General features: G+C 72.8%; 15 protein-coding genes. 7 read left to right on the plus strand and 8 right to left on the minus strand.

Annotated elements, in window-relative coordinates; all coding sequences use genetic code 11:
• Positions 1-182: sigma-70 family RNA polymerase sigma factor (locus AB0K03_RS32330; RefSeq protein ID WP_364692788.1), on the plus strand; the 182-nt coding region annotated here is incomplete at its 5' end.
• 185 nt (positions 183-367) lie between these two features.
• On the opposite strand, the gene AB0K03_RS32335 is transcribed toward AB0K03_RS32330, so the two are convergent.
• The 4 genes from AB0K03_RS32335 to AB0K03_RS32350 form a co-directional block, all read right to left on the minus strand.
• Positions 368-754, minus strand: coding sequence for a DUF5615 family PIN-like protein (locus AB0K03_RS32335; protein WP_364692791.1), 387 nt, complete (start codon positions 752-754; stop codon positions 368-370).
• Positions 751-1,176 (minus strand): hypothetical protein, encoded by a 426-nt coding sequence (locus AB0K03_RS32340; protein WP_364692794.1) that lies wholly within the window; start codon positions 1,174-1,176, stop codon positions 751-753. The genes AB0K03_RS32335 and AB0K03_RS32340 overlap by 4 nt, the downstream gene beginning before the upstream one ends.
• Before the next feature lie 88 nt (positions 1,177-1,264).
• Positions 1,265-1,837, minus strand: a complete 573-nt coding sequence (locus AB0K03_RS32345) for a general stress protein (RefSeq protein ID WP_364692797.1) — start codon at positions 1,835-1,837, stop codon at positions 1,265-1,267.
• A 25-nt stretch (positions 1,838-1,862) separates the two neighbouring features.
• Complete coding sequence (locus AB0K03_RS32350) at positions 1,863-2,813, minus strand: phosphatase PAP2 family protein (RefSeq protein WP_364692800.1); 951 nt, start codon at positions 2,811-2,813, stop codon at positions 1,863-1,865.
• Between the two features lie 213 nt (positions 2,814-3,026).
• Between AB0K03_RS32350 and gsmA the strand changes: the two genes are divergently transcribed.
• Together gsmA and AB0K03_RS32360 are read left to right on the plus strand one after the other, a co-directional pair.
• Positions 3,027-4,166 carry a sporangiospore maturation cell wall hydrolase GsmA gene (gene gsmA, locus AB0K03_RS32355; protein WP_364692803.1) on the plus strand — a complete coding sequence of 380 codons (1,140 nt, stop codon included), beginning with the start codon at positions 3,027-3,029 and terminating at the stop codon, positions 4,164-4,166.
• A 69-nt stretch (positions 4,167-4,235) separates the two neighbouring features.
• On the plus strand, positions 4,236-6,656 hold the full coding sequence (locus AB0K03_RS32360; RefSeq protein WP_364692806.1) for an ATP-binding protein: 2,421 nt from the start codon (positions 4,236-4,238) through the stop codon (positions 6,654-6,656).
• Here the strand turns inward: AB0K03_RS32360 and AB0K03_RS32365 are convergent.
• Positions 6,589-6,954 carry a response regulator gene (locus AB0K03_RS32365; RefSeq protein ID WP_364692809.1) on the minus strand — a complete coding sequence of 122 codons (366 nt, stop codon included), beginning with the start codon at positions 6,952-6,954 and terminating at the stop codon, positions 6,589-6,591. The two genes, AB0K03_RS32360 and AB0K03_RS32365, sit on opposite strands and share 68 nt — an antisense overlap.
• Before the next feature lie 101 nt (positions 6,955-7,055).
• On the opposite strand from AB0K03_RS32365, the gene AB0K03_RS32370 reads away from it, so the two are divergent.
• The 4 genes from AB0K03_RS32370 (at position 7,056) to AB0K03_RS32385 (ending at position 13,239) form a co-directional block, all read left to right on the plus strand.
• Complete coding sequence (locus AB0K03_RS32370; RefSeq protein WP_364692812.1) at positions 7,056-7,835, plus strand: aldo/keto reductase; 780 nt, start codon at positions 7,056-7,058, stop codon at positions 7,833-7,835.
• A gap of 55 nt (positions 7,836-7,890) precedes the next feature.
• Positions 7,891-11,868: an ATP-dependent RNA helicase HrpA gene (hrpA, locus tag AB0K03_RS32375; protein ID WP_364692815.1), complete on the plus strand. Its 3,978-nt coding sequence runs from the start codon at positions 7,891-7,893 to the stop codon at positions 11,866-11,868.
• Between the two features lie 109 nt (positions 11,869-11,977).
• Entirely contained in the window at positions 11,978-12,361 is a 384-nt protein-coding gene (locus AB0K03_RS32380) for a DUF6401 family natural product biosynthesis protein (protein ID WP_364692818.1), read from the plus strand.
• Between the two features lie 65 nt (positions 12,362-12,426).
• Positions 12,427-13,239, plus strand: a complete 813-nt coding sequence (locus tag AB0K03_RS32385; protein ID WP_364692821.1) for a LamG-like jellyroll fold domain-containing protein — start codon at positions 12,427-12,429, stop codon at positions 13,237-13,239.
• Positions 13,240-13,375: 136 nt separating this feature from the next.
• Here the strand turns inward: AB0K03_RS32385 and AB0K03_RS32390 are convergent, their stop codons facing one another.
• The 3 genes from AB0K03_RS32390 to AB0K03_RS32400 form a co-directional block, all read right to left on the minus strand.
• Positions 13,376-13,615, minus strand: a complete 240-nt coding sequence (locus AB0K03_RS32390; RefSeq protein ID WP_364692824.1) for a hypothetical protein — start codon at positions 13,613-13,615, stop codon at positions 13,376-13,378.
• A 282-nt stretch (positions 13,616-13,897) separates the two neighbouring features.
• Positions 13,898-14,941 (minus strand): cobalamin-dependent protein, encoded by a 1,044-nt coding sequence (locus AB0K03_RS32395; RefSeq protein WP_364692827.1) that lies wholly within the window; start codon positions 14,939-14,941, stop codon positions 13,898-13,900.
• The gene (locus AB0K03_RS32400; protein WP_364692830.1) at positions 14,941-16,653 is read right to left on the minus strand and encodes a SpoIIE family protein phosphatase; all 1,713 of its coding nucleotides are present in this window, start codon (positions 16,651-16,653) and stop codon (positions 14,941-14,943) included. Before AB0K03_RS32400 ends, AB0K03_RS32395 begins: the two co-directional genes overlap by 1 nt.
• Positions 16,654-16,676 lie beyond the last annotated feature (23 nt).

Raw genomic sequence — 16,676 nt, forward strand, 5'->3', positions numbered from 1 at the left:
TCGGCCCCGCCCTGGCCGGCCTCGACGAGCGCGAACAGAAGATCCTCACCCTGCGCTTCTACGGCAACCTCACCCAGTCGCAGATCGCCGAGCAGGTCGGCATCTCCCAGATGCACGTCAGCCGCCTGCTCACCAAGGCCCTGACCAAGCTGCGCACCCAGCTCGCCGCCGAGACCCTCTGAGTACACCCGAACGGAACGCCGGCCCCCGCAGGGCCGGCGTTCCGTCGTTTCGAGAGGGACCGCTGACCGTGCGCCCGCTCCAAGGCCGGTAGTTCGACGATGTCAGCCGTGACTGGATCTGATCCCGGGGGCGGTCCCGCACGCCGGCTACCTCCGGCCACTGCGGCGATGACAGCAGATCCGGCTCAGGCGGGTTGCAGCCAGTCCTCGATGATCGGCGGAGGTGGCGGTCCGGCACTCAACCAGCTGTGCAGTGCGTCGACCAGTGGTCCGATGTTCTGGCGGGAGCGCGGGAACGTCCGGCTGCTCGTGAACAGCAGGCCTGTGGTCGCGGTGCCGGTCTGCCGGCACTGCAGCATGATGGGGCGGAAATCCCGGACGTTCTCGGTCAGCAGCCAGTAGCCGTTGGCAGCGGCCCAGGCATAGACGTCCTCGTCCGGCATGGCCCGCATCTCCGTGTTCCCCACAAGGGCGACCACCTCGTGCCCCTTGGCTCGCAGTGCGTCGGCGATCGTCTGAGAGAACATCTCGTCGAGCAGGAGGCGGATGGCGGGCTCCGTCGGCTGGCTCACGCGATGAGCCTCTGTTGGACGGCCCAGGCGTGTTCCGCTCGGGCGGAGGCGGCGTCGGCAGCGTCGATCTCACGGTCGATCTCTTCGCCGTGGTCGCCGTAGTAGCCGACCGCTACGGATATCCGGCTGACGTCGATGCCGAACACCTCTGCCGCGGCGAGGAGGGCGCCCGGGCCCCGCTCGTCGATCTCCCGCAGAAACTTGATCACTTCCCAGACGTCCGGCCCGTTGACGAGCGCCGCGCGGCGGCCGGACGGCCCGGGCTTGAAGATCACCCCGGGGTGCTCCGCCATCCGCAACCCCTCGTCGACGAGGCGGTGGGCGAGGGTGGAGACGTTGCCGCCGGCGCCCGCTGCGGCCTGGTGTCGCAGCCGAGCCAGGACGTCCGGGTCGAAGCGGATGGAGACGGGTCTGGTGGCCATGCACTACATCGTAGTGCATGCGCTACAGCCGGCAAGCGAATGCGCCGCCCCCGGGTGACCGGGGACGGCGCGCCGATGCTCGCAGAGCTCAGCCGGCTCCGCTGTTCTGCCAGTTCAGCCGGGTCAGCAGCTGCCGCGCCCCGTCCGCGACCTCCGCGTCGACGATGACCGCGTACTGGGCGGCCTGCAGCGAGCTGCGTGACGCGAAGTCGCGGCGGCCCCTGGTCATGGCGTGGGCGATCGCCCCGAAGACGGCGCCCCAGACGCCGCCGATGATCAGGCCCAGCAGGATGACGCCGACCCAGTTGGAGTCGCTGAAGATGCCGAAGAAGAGGCCGATGAACAGGCCGAACCAGGCGCCGCTGGCGGCTCCGGCGAGCGCGGCGCGGGCCGTGGTCATGCGGCCGAGGACGTTCTCCACGAGCCGCAGATCGGTGCCGACGATGCTGGTCCGTTCGACCGGGAACTTGTTGTCCGACAGGTAGTCGACCGCCTGCTGGGCCAGCGCGTAGTCGGGGTACGTCGCCACCGAGACGGTGGCGCCGGGCATGGTGGCCTGGGCCGTGGGGTCGGCCGCCGGGGTGGCCGGGACGCCGGCCGGGCCGGGCGGGACGGCGCCGGACGTGCCGGGCATCGCGGGGTCGGGGGTCGGGGTGGTCATCGGGTGCCTCCTCCTGAAGGAGATGTCAGTCGGTGAGGGGTCCGGACTGCGCCGAGGCGGGGACCGGGGCGGCGTCCGGCGTTGAGGGCTGGTCGCCCGCGGCGAGGCGTACCCAGATCGCGAAGGTGCCCGCGACCGCGGCCGTGACCGCCGCGGTGCCGGCCGCGAACGCGAAGCGGCCGTTGACGAGGTCCGGCACGACGCGCTCGGAGAGCGCGACCGCGCCGAGGCCGAGCAGCGCGGCGACCGAGCTGAGCGCGCCGATCACGGTGAACACCAGCATGGCGAGGCGGTTCGGGCGGGCCGTCACGCCGGTGATGCGGACGCGGCGGGCGCGGACGATCGTCGATGCCAGGGCGCTCCACGCGAGGACGACCAGCAGGGCCGCGACGGTGTCGCTCGGGCGGTGCCACTCGGCCCAGACGGTGGCCACGGCGATGATCGTGACGTACGCCGCCCCGACCAGCGCGACCGTGCCGCGGACGGCGAACGGCAGCACCAGGATCAGCGCGAACGCGACCGAGGCCGCCGCGGTGGTGTGCCCGCTCGGGAACGAGTTGGGGGCCGGGAAGCCGTCCAGCCCGGGCCGGGTGAGGTGGGTCTTGAGCAGTTGCGTGCTGGCGTTGGCGCCGAGCACCAGGATCGCCGCGGCGATGGCCAGGTCGGCGCGGCGGCGGATCACGCCGATCGCGGCGGCGGCGAGGCAGACGGCGACGAGGCTCACCAGCGTCGTGCCGTTCAGCGCCCGGTCCAGCACCTGCACCACGCGGGGGTGGTGCACGTCGGCGCCCCGCATGGCCATCGTGTCGATCGTCTGGCCCAGGGGCGTACGCACGCACGCGTAGTACACGAGCGCCACACCCGCGGCCGCGAGCACGCCGACGAAGGCGTGTGCCAGCACATGGCTGACGCCCCGGCGGGCGCGAGGCGTGCCGGCGTCGGCGGTGGGGGCGGGGCGCGAGGCCAGGGCCGTCATGGGCGGTTTCCTCCTGAACGTCACAGCGGGGCGGTCCCGCATTGCCCATTCCGCGTGAATTTCAAGCACTCGGGTGGCGCGGATGCCCGCGGCGTCACCCGCGGCGAGCGGCAACTCGACTGCACCCGGGCGGTGCCTGGGTCCGCAACGGCCCGCCGACACCTTCTAACGGAGCCGGAACACGTTGATGACGCCGCTGTGGAGGGGACCTACATGCTGCACACCACCGCCCGACGACTGCTGACGGGGCCGCTTCTGGTCGCCGCGCTCGGAGCCGGGATGGTCGTGGCGCCCGGCGCGGCCAACGCCGCCGGGGTGAGAGCCACCATCAAGGTGAGTGGCTCGCTCAAGGTCCGCTCCGGGCCCTCGCTGGCCGCCAAGGCCGTCGGCTCGCTGCGCAACGGGCAGAAGGTCACGATCGCGTGCACCGTGACGGGTCAGAAGGTCCGCGGCGCCGTCCGCACCACCACCGCGTGGGACAGGCTGAGCACCGGACGGTACGTCTCGCACGCGTACGTCAAGTCCGCCAAGGCCGCCCCGCGCTGCGCGGCGAGCTCGCCCACCGCCGTGCCGACCAAGGCGAAGCCGCCGGCCAGGGCCAAGAGGTACGTCGTCGGCACGGTCAAGAGCTTCGACGGCCGGGTCAACCTGCGCTCGGCCCCGTCGACCGCCTCGTCGGTCCTGACCGCGGTCGACAGCGGCGCCAAGATCAACCTGGCTTGCGCGGTGACCGGGCAGAACGTCGCCGGCACCGTGCGTACCACGACCCAGTGGGACCGGACGTCGACCGGCAAGTACATCTCGCACGCCTACATGTATTCCGGCCGGTTGCCGACGTGCACCGGATCGACCGCCCCCGCGCCCACGGTGTCGCTGACCCCCGAGCAGTTCATCCGGGCCTCCGTGGGCGGCGCGCAGCGCGGCTGGCGGGAGTACGGCGTGCCGCCGTCGGTGACGATCGCGCAGGCCATCCTCGAGTCCGGCTGGGGCCGCAGCGGCCTCGCCTCGGTGGACAAGAACTACTTCGGGATCAAGTGCCAGAACGGCTCGTACGGCAAGCTGGCGAACGGCTGCCACGTGTACAAGACGAACGAGTGCACGAAGGCCGGCAACTGCTTCTCGACCTCGGCGGCCTTCCGCACGTACGCCACCCAGGCGCACTCGTTCCGCGACCACGGCAGCTTCCTGCGCGTGAACCCTCGGTACGCGCCGGCGTTCGAATACTCCAAGGACGCGAACAAGTTCATCTGGAAGGTCTGGAAGGCCGGCTACGCCACGGACCCCAACTACTACACCAAGGTCACCGGCATCATGGCGACCTGGAACCTCTACCAGTACGACACCTGGAAGTAAGTGAGTGATCCTCGCCCCCGTCGGCAGAACGTCGCCGACGGGGGCGATTTGCGTTTTATGCTCCGTTCGGTGGGGAGCAGGGGGACGATCGCGTACGGCGAGACGCGGCGAGCGCGCCTCGCTGGTCCGCTGCTCGCCGTCGCCGTGCTGGTCGTCGGCGTCGCCGTCACGCTGCGTACCGTCGGGGCGCTGCACGAGGACCAGCGTGCCGCCGCCGCGCGGGTGATGGACCAGCGTACGGCCGTCGCCCGCGCCGCCGTGACCGCCGAGACCGGCCGCTACCGGGACCTCATGCAGGCCGTGGCCGCCGGCCTGGGCACGAACACCCACCTGACCGCCCGGGACTTCGCCGCCGCCACCGCGCCGCTGGACACGGCCGGCCTGGTCGGCGCCACGTCGGTGGCGTTCCTCGTCGCGACGCCCACCGGCGACATCGAGGAGACCGAACGGTTCTGGCGCTCCCGCGGCGCGGACGGGCTCACCCTGCAGCCGCGTGGCACCCCGGACGTCCACCTCTTCTCGATCTTCCAGCGCACGCTGAACGACAGCGCGCCCGCCGACAGCGGCCTGGACGTGGCGGCCGCGCCCGAGGGGGCGGCCGCGCTGCTGGAGGCCCGCCGGACCGGCCGGCCCACCGTGTCGGACGCGTACGTGCTGCTGCGTGACCGGACCGTGCCGCTGGTCCGGCGGCAGCTGTCGTTCATCTTCGTCGCGCCCGTGTTCGCCGCGCCCGACGCCGACGATGAGCTGCCACGCTTCCAGGGCTGGGTCGCCATGGGGCTGCGCGGGCAGGACTTCCTCGGCGGGGTGCTCGGTACCGCCAGCCAGGGCCTGCTGGACGGCGAGCTGTACGCGATCGACGGCGGCGGCCGGCGCCTGAAGGTGGCCTCGTACGACGCGCCGGGCCGCCGGGACCTCGTCCGGCAGGCGACCTTCCCGGTGGCCGACCGGCAGTGGACGCTGCTGACCGGCGCCGATTCGCACCGGCTCCCCGGAGCGCGCAACGGCACGCCGGCGACCGTCCTGCTCGGCGGCACCCTGCTCACGATCATGCTCGCCATCCTCGTCTGGGTGCTCGCGACCGGCCGTTCCCGGGCCCGCGCGCAGGTGCTCGTGGCGACGGCTGAGCTGCGGTCGGCCGAGGCGGAGAGCCGGCGGCAGGCGGGGCTGCTCGGCGCGATCATGGCGAGCCTCGGCGACGGCGTCGGCGTGGTGGACGAGAACGGCGCATTCTTGCTGCACAACCCGGCGGCCAAGGCGTTGCTCGGCGTCCCGTTCGACGCCACCAGCCCCGGCGAGTGGCAGGAGCACTACGGCATCTACCGTCCGGACGGCCGCACGCCCTTCCCGCTGGCGGAAATGCCGCTCGTCCGGGGGCTGCGCGGAGAAGTGTCGGACGGCGTCGAGATGATGATCCGCAACGAGCAGCGCCCGGACGGCATCCTGCTCAGCGTCGACGGCAGGCCGCTCGATCCCAGCGCCGGGCAGCACGGCGCCGTCGCGGTCTTCCACGACATCACCGCGCTGCGCCGGTACGAGAACGACCTCGCCGTCTTCGCCGGGGTGGTGGCGCACGACCTCAAGGCGCCGCTGGCGGTCATCCGGGGGCACTGCGAGACCGCCGCCGACGAGCTGGCCGACGCCCCGGAGAGCCGCGAGACCGCCGAGGTGGGCGCCGCGCTGCGCCGGATCATGAGCGCGGTCGACCGGATGGCCGCGCTGATCGACACGCTGCTGGCGTACACGACGTCGCGTGACGCGCCGCTGAAGCTGCGGGCCGTGCCGCTGGGCCCGCTGGTCGCCGAGGTGGTCGCGCAGCGCACCGAGCATCTGCGGCCCGGGGCCGGGCCGCCGCCCGACGTGTACGTGGGCCCGCTGCCGGAGGTGCGCGCCGACCCCGCGATGCTGCGGCACGTGCTCGACAACCTCATCGGCAACGCGCTGAAGTACGTGCCCCGCGGCCGCGCCGCCCGCATCGACGTCACCGCCGGGCCGGCCGACGAGGGCTGGACCCGCGTCGAGGTGGCCGACCGTGGCATCGGCATCCCGGCCGAGGACAAGCCGGCCATCTTCGAGTCGTTCCACCGGGCCCGGACCGCCGAGGGGTACGCGGGCACCGGCCTCGGCCTGGCGATCTGTCGTCGCATCGTGGAGCGGCACGGTGGCACGATCGGGGTCGCCGACAACCCGGGCGGGGGTACGCGCTTCCACTTCACCCTGCCCGTGGCCACCGCGGCGCCGGCCGGGGACGAGGAGGCGCTGGACCGGGCGCTCGCCGAGCGGGCCGAGGCCGAGGCTGTGGCGCAGCCGGCCGTGGCGGGGACGGCCCGGCCGCCCGCGATCCGCCCGCCGTGCGTCGAGGCCCCACCGGCCGGGCCCGGTACGCCGGCCGCCGCCGGACCCCTCGCAGGGCCACCGGTGATCAGGCCTGCTGTGGCGGCAGCAACGCCGCGACGCACGCCAGGAGCTGGGCCGGCAGGAACGGCTTGAGCAGCGTCGCAGTGGCGCCCACCTCGGCCGCCCGCTCGTCGCCGGGCAGCAGCGACCCGCTGGCCAGGACCACGGGGATGTGCCGCAGGTGCTCGTCGGCGCGGATGGCGCGGCACAGATCCAGCCCGGTCATCCGAGGCATGTCGACGTCGGTGACCACGACGTCCGGGCGGTGCCGGCGGACGGCCTCCAGCGCGGCGGCACCGTCGGTGGTGGCCACCACCTCGTGGCCCGCGCGTTCGAGGGCGCGCTGCAGCACGAACAGGATGTCCTCGTGGTCCTCTGCGACGACGATCATGTTCACCGCGCCCCTTTCTCCGACGACGTTGTCGGCAGACATAAAGACCGAAGCGGGCACGGGAAACGGCCTGGGTCGCGTTTTGTAGCAGGATGGAATCCATGACGATTCCGTCCGCGCCGCTCGGCGGCCCGCTCCCGATGCCGCTGTTGGGCTTCGGCACCTGGCAGATCCGGGGGAACGCCGCGTACGAGGCGGTGCGCGAGGCGCTCGAGGCCGGCTACCGCCACATCGACACCGCCACCATGTACGGCAACGAGGCGGAGGTCGGCCGCGCGCTGGCCGACAGCGGCGTACCCCGCGACGAGGTCTTCCTGACCACCAAGCTCCCGCCGGAACGGGCCGGTCAGGAGCGCGCCACCCTGGACGCCAGCCGCCGCGCGCTCGGCGTGGACGCCGTCGACCTCTGGCTGATCCACTGGCCGCCGCGGCGGGGCAGGTCGGTGGCGGTGTGGCGGGAGTTCGTCGCCGCCCGCGACCGGGGGCACGCCCACGCCATCGGGGTCAGCAACTACGACGTCGACGACATCGACGAGCTGATCGCCGCCACCGGGGTGACGCCCGCGGTCAACCAGGTCCGCTGGGGCCCGAAGCTGTACGACCCCAAGCTCGTCGCCGGGCACCGCGAGCGCGGCATCGTGGTGGAGGGCTACTCGCCGTTCAAGACGACGAACCTGCACGACCCCGTGCTCACCGGCATCGCCACCGCGCACGGCGTCGACCCGGCCCGGGTGGTGCTGCGCTGGCACCTGCAGCACGGCGTCGTCGTCATCCCGAAGAGCGGCACGCCGGAGCGGATCGCGAGCAACGCGCGTCTCGACGGCTTCCTGCTCACCGACGCGGAGATGGCCGCGATCGACGGCCTCTCCGCCCTGTCCTGACAGCGGCGATAATCACCAGGCGTTCCGGGCGGCCAGTCTCTATTGTTGAGCGGTTATGTCTGTAACCCCCATAAGCCCGAACCCGGCCGAGCTCCGTCGCAGGATGTCCGAGCTGCTTCCCCGCGACGAGCGCCGGTTGCAGCGGCGGCTGGAGGGCACGCGCAAGATCCGTGACGAGGCGGCACGCGCCACCGTCCTGGCGCAGCTCGCCGACGAGGTCGCCCTCGCCGAGCAGCGGCGCGAGGCACGCCTGGCGTCCGTGCCGGCGGTCTCCTATCCCGAGGACCTGCCGGTCAGCCAGCGCCGGGACGACCTGCTCGCCGCCATCCGCGACCACCAGGTCGTGATCGTGGCGGGGGAGACGGGTTCCGGCAAGACCACCCAGCTGCCGAAGATCTGCGTCGAGCTGGGCCGGGGGCTGCGCGGGCAGATCGGGCACACCCAGCCGCGGCGCATCGCCGCCCGCACGGTGGCCGAGCGCATCGCCGAGGAGCTGAACACCCCGCTGGGCTCGACCGTGGGTTACAAGGTGCGCTTCACCGACCAGGTGTCCGAGGACACCATGATCAAGGTGATGACCGACGGCATCCTGCTCGCCGAGATCCAGCACGACCGGATGCTGCGCCGCTACGACACGCTGATCATCGACGAGGCGCACGAGCGCAGCCTCAACATCGACTTCATCCTCGGCTACCTGCACCAACTGCTGCCCCGGCGCCCCGACCTCAAGCTGATCATCACCTCGGCCACGATCGAGACGCAGCGGTTCGCCGAGCACTTCGCCGGTCCTCAGGGCCCGGCCCCGGTCATCGAGGTGTCCGGCCGCACCTACCCGGTGGAGGTCCGCCACCGGCCGCTCGTCACGCAGACGGTGGAGGACGAGGACGAGGAGGGCCGTGAGGAGCCGATCGACCAGGTGGACGGCATCGCCGCCGCCGTCGACGAGCTGGGCCTGGAGAGCAGCGGGGACATCCTCGTCTTCCTCAGCGGCGAACGGGAGATCCGCGACACCGCGGACGCGCTGAACAAGAAGGACCTGCGCAACACCGAGGTCGTCCCGCTGTACGGCCGCCTCTCCGCCGCCGAGCAGCACCGCGTCTTCGAGCGCCACACCGGCCGCCGGGTCGTGCTCGCCACCAACGTCGCCGAGACCTCGCTGACCGTGCCCGGGATCAAGTACGTCATCGACCCCGGCACCGCCCGGATCTCCCGGTACAGCAACCGCCTCAAGGTGCAGCGGCTGCCGATCGAGCCGGTGTCGCAGGCCAGCGCCAACCAGCGCACGGGCCGGTGCGGGCGGACCAGCGAGGGCATCTGCATCCGGCTCTACTCCGAAGAGGACTTCGAGGCGCGCCCCGCCTTCACCGAGCCGGAGATCCTGCGTACCAATCTGGCCTCGGTCATCCTGCAGATGACCAATCTGGGTCTCGGCGACCTCGCCGCGTTCCCGTTCATCGACCCGCCGGACCGGCGCAACGTGACCGACGGCGTCAAGCTCCTCGAGGAGCTCGGCGCCCTCGACAAGCCCTCGTCCAACCACCCCGCCACCACCCACAAACGGACTGAAGGCGGCAAGCTGACCCCGATGGGCCGCCAGCTCGCCCAGCTGCCCGTCGACCCGCGGCTGGCCCGGATGGTCATCGAGGCGGGCAGGCAGGACTGCGTCGCCGAGGTGATGGTGGTCGCGGCCGCGCTGTCCATCCAGGATCCGCGGGAGCGGCCGGCGGACCGTCAACAGCAGGCCGATGAGAAGCACGGGCGCTTCACCGACAAGGAATCCGACTTCTTCACCTACCTCAACCTGTGGCGCTATCTGCGCGAGAAGCAGCGGGAGCTGTCGGGCAACCAGTTCCGGCGGCTGTGCCGCTCCGAGTTCCTCAACTACCTGCGGGTCCGCGAGTGGCAGGACATCTACTCACAGCTGCGGCAGGTCGCCCGCGGGCTGGGCCTGACGATCACCGAGGACGACGAGCGCGTCCCCGACGCCCAGCAGTTCCACACCGCGCTGCTCGCCGGGCTGCTCAGCCACATCGGCCTCAAGGACACCGACAAGCGCGAGTACCTCGGCGCCCGCGGCGCGAAGTTCGCGATCTTCCCCGGCTCCGCGCTGTTCAAGAAGCAACCCCGCTGGGTCATGGCGGCCGAGCTGGTGGAGACCTCCCGGCTGTGGGGCCGGGTCAACGCCCGGATCGAGCCCGAGTGGGCCGAGAAGCTCGCCCCGCACCTGGTGAAGCGCAGCTACAGCGAGCCGCACTGGGAGAAGAAACAGGGCGCCGTCATGGCGTACGAGAAGGTCACCCTGTACGGCCTGCCGATCGTGCCCCGGCGCAAGGTCGGCTACGGGCGCGTCGACCCGGCCCTGTCCCGCGAGCTGTTCATCCGGCACGCGCTCGTCGAGGGCGACTGGGACACCCACCACGCGTTCCTCGCCGACAACGCGAAGCTGCTGGCCCGCATCGAGGAGATCGAGAACAGGGCCCGCCGGCGCGACATCATGGTCGACGACGAAACCGTGTACGCCCTGTACGACGCCCGCATACCCGCCGACGTGGTCTCGGCGCGGCACTTCGACGCCTGGTGGAAGAAGGCCCGGCGCGAGGATCCGCAGCTGCTCACCTTCACCCGGGAGCAGCTCGTCAACGCCGGGCGCGACGCGGTCGACCCGGCCGCCTACCCCGACGCGTGGCTCGCCGGCGGCGTCCGGCTGCCGCTGAGCTACCAGTTCGAGCCGGGCAAGGCGGCGGACGGGGTCACCGTGCAGGTCCCGCTGCCGCTGCTCAACAAGCTCGACGTGGACGACTTCGGCTGGAACGTGCCGGGTCTGCGCAAGGACATCATCATCGCCCTGATCCGGGCGTTGCCCAAGCAGCTGCGTACCAGCTTCGTGCCCGTACCGGACTGGGCCGACGCCGTGCTCGCCCGCATCCCGGCCCGCCGCGGCGCGCTCAGCGACGCGGTCGGCGACGAACTGCGCCGCCTGACCGGCGTCGTGGTGCCCCGCGACGCGTGGCGGCCCGGCCAGGTGCCGGAGCACCTGCGGATGAACTTCCGGGTCGTCGGCGAGGACGGCCAGGTGGTGGGGGAGGGCCGCGACCTCGAGGTGCTGCGCACCAGCCTCGCGCCCAAGGTGCAGGAGACCATCTCGGCCGCCGCCGGCGACATCGAGCGGCGCGGCCTGCGCACCAACGATTTCGGTACGCTGCCCCGCACCGTCAAGCAGATCCGGGGCGGCTACGAGGTCACGGTGTACCCGGCGCTCGCCGACGAGGGCGACAGCGTGGCGATCCGCGTCTTCGAGACCGAGGCGGAGCAGCGCGAGGCGATGCGCGCGGGCACCCGCCGGCTGCTGCTGCTCACCCTGCCCCCGGCGGCCCGCTACCTGCAGGGACGGCTCGACAACCGGGCGAAGCTCGAGCTGTCGCGGGGTAACCCGTACCGCTCGATCGCGGAGCTGCTCGACGACTGCGCGGGCGCGGCCGTCGACCGGCTCGTGCAGGACGCCGGCGGCCCGGCCTGGTCGTCGGAGGCCTTCACCGCCCTGCGCGAGGAGGTACGCGCCGAGCTGGTGGACGCCACGGCCACCGTGGTGAAGCAGGTGCAGGCGGTCCTGGCGACCGCGTACGAGATCGGCCAGCGGCTGAGCACCACCCGCGACCCGGCGCTCGTGCCCGCGCTCGCGGACATCCGGGCGCAGCTCAAGAGCCTGGTGTACCCGGGCTTCGTCACCGACACCGGCTGGCGCCAGCTGCACCACCTGCCGCGCTACCTCAAGGGCATCGCGTATCGCCTCGACCGCCTCGGCGGCACGCTGGCGCGCGACCGGCAGCTGATGGGGCAGTTGCACGAGATCGAGGCGGAATACCGTGAGCTGCGCGCCGAGCTCCCGCGGGGCGGGCCGGCCGACGAGGGGCTGCGCGAGATCCGGTGGATGCTCGAGGAGCTGCGGATCAACTTCTTCGCGCAGTCGCTCGGCACGGCGTACCCGGTGTCGGACAAGCGCATCTTCAAGGCCATGGACCAGCTCCCCGCCTGACCCTCGAGGGCCCTTTTCCGAGGAGCCGGAGGTGCGCTGCGGAAAGCGGTCGGGTGCCGTTCGGTTACCCGCCTGTCACGGAGCCGCCGGAGGCCCTAGCGTCCTTCCCATGACGAACGAATTCCTCGCCTTCGCCCCGGTCCACGCCGCCGCTCCCGCCGTCGACCCGGCCCGCGCGCTGCTGGACGAGATGATGGCGCGGGTCGGTGTCGACGGCCTCGCCGCCGCGCTGGCGGACGCCGGCCTGCTCGCCCAGGTCGACCAGCACGCCGCCGCCGTCCGCGACGCCCTGCAGCAGGCCGGCCGGGAGATCGACGCCGACGGTCTCGCCGCGTACGCCAAGTCGATCGCCGCGGCCGCCGAGCGGATGGGCCGGCCGGTGCCGCAGCCGGGGCACGCGTACGTCTCGGGTTCCGCCTGGCTCGCCGCCGAGTGGCACCTGATGCGACTTGTGGCCGTCTGCATGATTGCGGAGTCGGCCGGACTGCTCTGATTCCCTGCCCGAAACGCGGAGCCCGCGTGCTTCGCGCCTTTATGGGCCGAAAGTACGTTTTAGTCATGCACCACCACTCGAGACTCACCGCACTGATCCTGTCCCTGCCCGCCCTCGCCACCGCAGCTCTGCCCGCGCCGGCGTCCGCGGCCCCCGCTCGTACGGCCGGCCCCGTCGCGGCCCCTGCGGCCCCTGCGGCCCCTGCGGCCCCTGCGGCCTCCGCCCCCGTCACGGTCGCGCGCTACACGTTCGACACCGGAACCGTCGGCGGCGGCAAGATCGCCGATCGTTCCGGGCGCGGCTCCGCCCTCACCGTCCGCCGGGCGGACGGCGGCAGCGTGCACTTCAACGGCACGACCTCCGACAAGTACGCCGCGTTCACCGCGCCCTGCGCCGCCACGGCGCGCACCTGCCCCCGCGTCCTGCTGGAGGGCACCGACGACGCGGACCTCGACCCGGGCACCCGGCTGTTCCGCTGGGGCGCGACCGTACGCCTCACCAAGGCGCAGGTCACCGACTCGTCGAACGTCATGCAGAAGGGCGTGGCGGACACCGACAGCCAGTGGAAGATGCAGATCGGCGCCAACCAGGGCAAGGCCCAGTGCGTCGTGATCGGCACCGGCTCCGACAAGGCGGTCGCCCACATCGTGCGCTCCTCCGTCGGCATCGCGGACAACAAGTGGCACGACGTCATGTGCCAGCGTTCCGGCGCGAACCTGACGGTCTACATCGACGGGACCGCCCGCGGCCACGTCACGATCCCGGCCACCCTGTCGATCTCCAACAACCTGCCGCTGCGCATCGGCGGCCCCAACTTCCACACCCGCAGCGACATGTTCCACGGCCTGCTCGACGACGTGTGGGCCCGGGTCGGCTGACCCGGCCGAGGTGAACCGGGCCGGGTGGCGCGCGGGCGTGTGCGCGCTGCCGGGCCGATACGGCAGTGGGCCGGGACCCGTGAAGGTCCCGGCCCACTGCCGTGCCGGTCGGACGAACGCGGCCGGCGCGGCGGGATCAGCTGCGGCGGAACGCGTACGAGCGACCCGAGGCCGCACCCGCGGCCCGGCCGGACCGGGCTCGCCCGGAGCGTTCCCGGGCGGCCTGGCGGCTGTCACGGGCGCCGTGGTGATCCGCGGCGCCGCTCTTGCGATCGTCGCCGCCCGCGGTCACGGGCGGCAGGGGTACGGCGGCCGCCAGGTCGCGGCGGGCGAGGTCGTCGGCGTCGACGTGGACGGCGAAGGGCTGAGCAGGCAAGGGTGCCTCCTGAAAGAGCGGAAGGTGAGCCCGGGAGCCGGTTGCGGCGGACCCACGGCGGGCTGCGCCGCCGGAACCACCCGGTGCCGGAGGATGCGGCAGGGCCTCGATCCGGGCCGGCGCGCGGAACGGCCGGGGATCCGGAGAGGCGAACGGGGTAGCTGTCAGGAGATCATGCCGTCACGTTAGTGGCGGCCACCCACCCGCGCGACCTATTTACCGCGCGGTCTTGTCCACCGCGCGGTCTCGTCCACCGCGCGGTCTCGTCCACCGCGGTCTTGTCTACCGCGCGGTCAGGCGCAGGCCGGCCTCGAGCGTCGCGCAGGCCGCCGGATAGTCGCGCAACTGGTCCTTCACCAGGCGCAACCCCACCTGCAACGCCACCGGGGGCACCGCCCGTGCCTCCAGCACCGCGGCGGTCCACTCCACGAAGTCCGTGAAGACCTTCTGGTCGCCGACGTACAGCGACGCCGCGAGGAAGTCGATGATGTGGCCGAGGTCCTCCACCGTGGCGTCGTGCTGGCGCTGGTCGTACGCGGCCATCGGCGGATAGGTGGCGGCCAGCTTCTCGAGCGCCGTACGGACGAGGGCGCCACGGGCGCGCACGACGTACGTGTATTCGTCGTCGCCGAGGAACGCCGTCTCGTACGGGTCCCCGACGACCGGCGGCCACTGGTGCGCGAGCCGGTCCACCGCCTCCTCCGCGCCGGCCGCCCAGGCGTCGGCGCCGAGTCGCTGGGCCCAGCGGCCGTCCGGGCCGAAGCCGCGGCCGCCCGCGATGACCGGCACGCCCACCGACCGGCACGCGGTGACGGCGGCGTGCGCGCGGGGCAGCCGGGTCGCGATCATGCAGCTGAGCGCGACCGCGTCCGGGCCGGTCTGGTGCAGGTGGGTGACCAGGTGCGGGCCGGGGACGTTGGCGCCGAGGAAGTCGACCCGCCAGCCGTCGAGGCGCAGCATCTCGCCGAGGATCCGGACCGGCAGCGCGTGCCATTCGCCGTCGACGCAGGCGACCGTGATGCGCCCGCGGGTGGGGCGCACGGTCGTGCGGGCCGCCACGGCCGCCAGGACCCGTTCGCTGATCGCCGTCGCGGCGTGCTCGCGGGCGACCGACCATTCGTTGGCCGCCCAGAGCTCGCCGACGCGGCTCTGGGTGGGCGCGATGAGGTCGAGCATGATGCGCTGCGCCGGTACGTGGTTGTCGAGCAACTCGGTGACCAGGTCGACGGCGCCGTACTCGTCGCCGTCGCCGACCAGGTTGAGGAACTGGTCGCCGATCCCGGGGTCGTCGAGCGAACGGGGCGGGTTCGAGGTGAAGACGGTCATCAGCGGGAGCGGTACCTCCTGTCACCCCGCCGGGCGTCGATCGCGAACGGGGACCCGGCCGGCGTGCCGGTGTCCATCAGGCTGAGCTTGGTGCGCGCCGGCGCCCGGACGGCCAGCATCGCGATGTCGTCGCGGACGCCACCGTGGACCCAGTCGGAGACGAGCTGGCGGACCCGTTCGACGGCCGCGTCGGCGGGCATGCCCCGGCAGCTGGCGAGGGCGTCACGCAGGCGGGCCTCGCCGTACTGCTCGTGGCCGCTGCCGCCGCCGCGCGCCTCGGTGAGGCCGTCGCTGTACATCAGGCACATCTCACTGGGGGCGAGCTCGATCGTGGCCGGCCGTACGGTGATCTCCGGGACGACCCCGACGAGCGTGCCCTTGACCGGAGCCTGCTCGACGGTGCCGTCGGTGCGCAGCACCAGCGGCACGGGATGTCCGCCGGTGGCGAGGTCGATGCGGACGCGGCCGTGCTCGGCGCGGCTGATCGCACCCAGCACCAGCGTGACGAACCGGTGCTGGCGGCTGGAGCCGAGCAGCGCGCGGTTGAGCACCTTGAGCATGACCGCCGGATCCTCCTCGACCAGGCACAGCGCGCGCAGGGTCTGGCGGATCTTGCCGGTGAGCACGGCGGCCTCGGGGCCCTTGCCGCAGACGTCGCCGAGCACGACGACGGTGCGCGGGTTGCGCTCGGTGGGCTCGAAGACGTCGTAGAAGTCGCCGCCGATGCGCAGCGCGTCCCGGGCCGCCTGGTACGAGCCGACCAGCTCGATGCCCTCGGGCTGGGGCAGGTCCGGGGGAAGCAGGTCGGCCTGCAGGATCGCGGCCGTGTCGACCTGCTCGCGGTAGAGCGCGGCAGCCGAGATGGCGGCTCCGGCGCGCGCCGCGAAGATGCGGGCCAGCATCTCGTCCTCGGGTGAGAAGACCGTGCCGTGGTCGCGGCGGGCCAGGATCAGTGCGCCGGCGGGCTCCGCGTTACCGGGCAGCGGGGTGACGAGCAGCGCGCCCACCTCGCCGAAGTCCTCGGGCAGCAGCCACGCGGGCACCTGGTGGGCGTCGAGCCAGCGACTCGGGATCGGCGGGAAGCCGGCCAGCGCCTCCTCCAGCCCGGGGACCTCGCCGAGCAGCTCCTCGCGCAGCGTCCCTTCATCGGCCGTGCCGCCGCCGACCAGCCGTATCCATTCGCTCTGCCGGCGCGCCGCCGGCAGCACCACGATCGCGGCGTCGGCGAGGTGCGACGTGGCCAGCTCGATGGTCGTCCGCAGGCAGCGCCGCTGGTGCAGCGACGCGGACAGCCGCCGTCCCGCTTCGGCGAGGAACGCCGTGCGGGCGCGTTCGGTGTCGAAGGCCTGCGACCGCCGGTACTCCTCGGTGCAGTCGCGCAGGTACCATCCGTAGTGGTCGTCGCCGAGCGGCCGGCGCCGCCCGGACAGGGTGCGGCCCTCATGCTCCGCGGTGAACGTCTCGGCGCCCTCCGCGGTGGCCCGGGCCAGGGCCGGGAGCGGGCCGTCGTCCGCGTGGTCACCCGGTCGCAGCGCGGGCACCAGCTCGGCGGCCGCCGCGTTGACCAGCACCACCGTGTCGGTATCGGCGGCGCAGAGGATGATCGCCTCGCTGGAGGCGTCCAGCGCCGCGCGCAGCAGCGCGGGGGCCGGGATCGGCGGACCGATCGCCATCGTGCCGGTGTTCTGCTGAATGGGCAGCTGTGCCGTCACCGCGGTCCTCCCTTCCGTGTCTC

Source organism: Actinoplanes sp. NPDC049316, assembly GCF_040677315.1.
GTDB lineage: Bacteria > Actinomycetota > Actinomycetes > Mycobacteriales > Micromonosporaceae > Actinoplanes.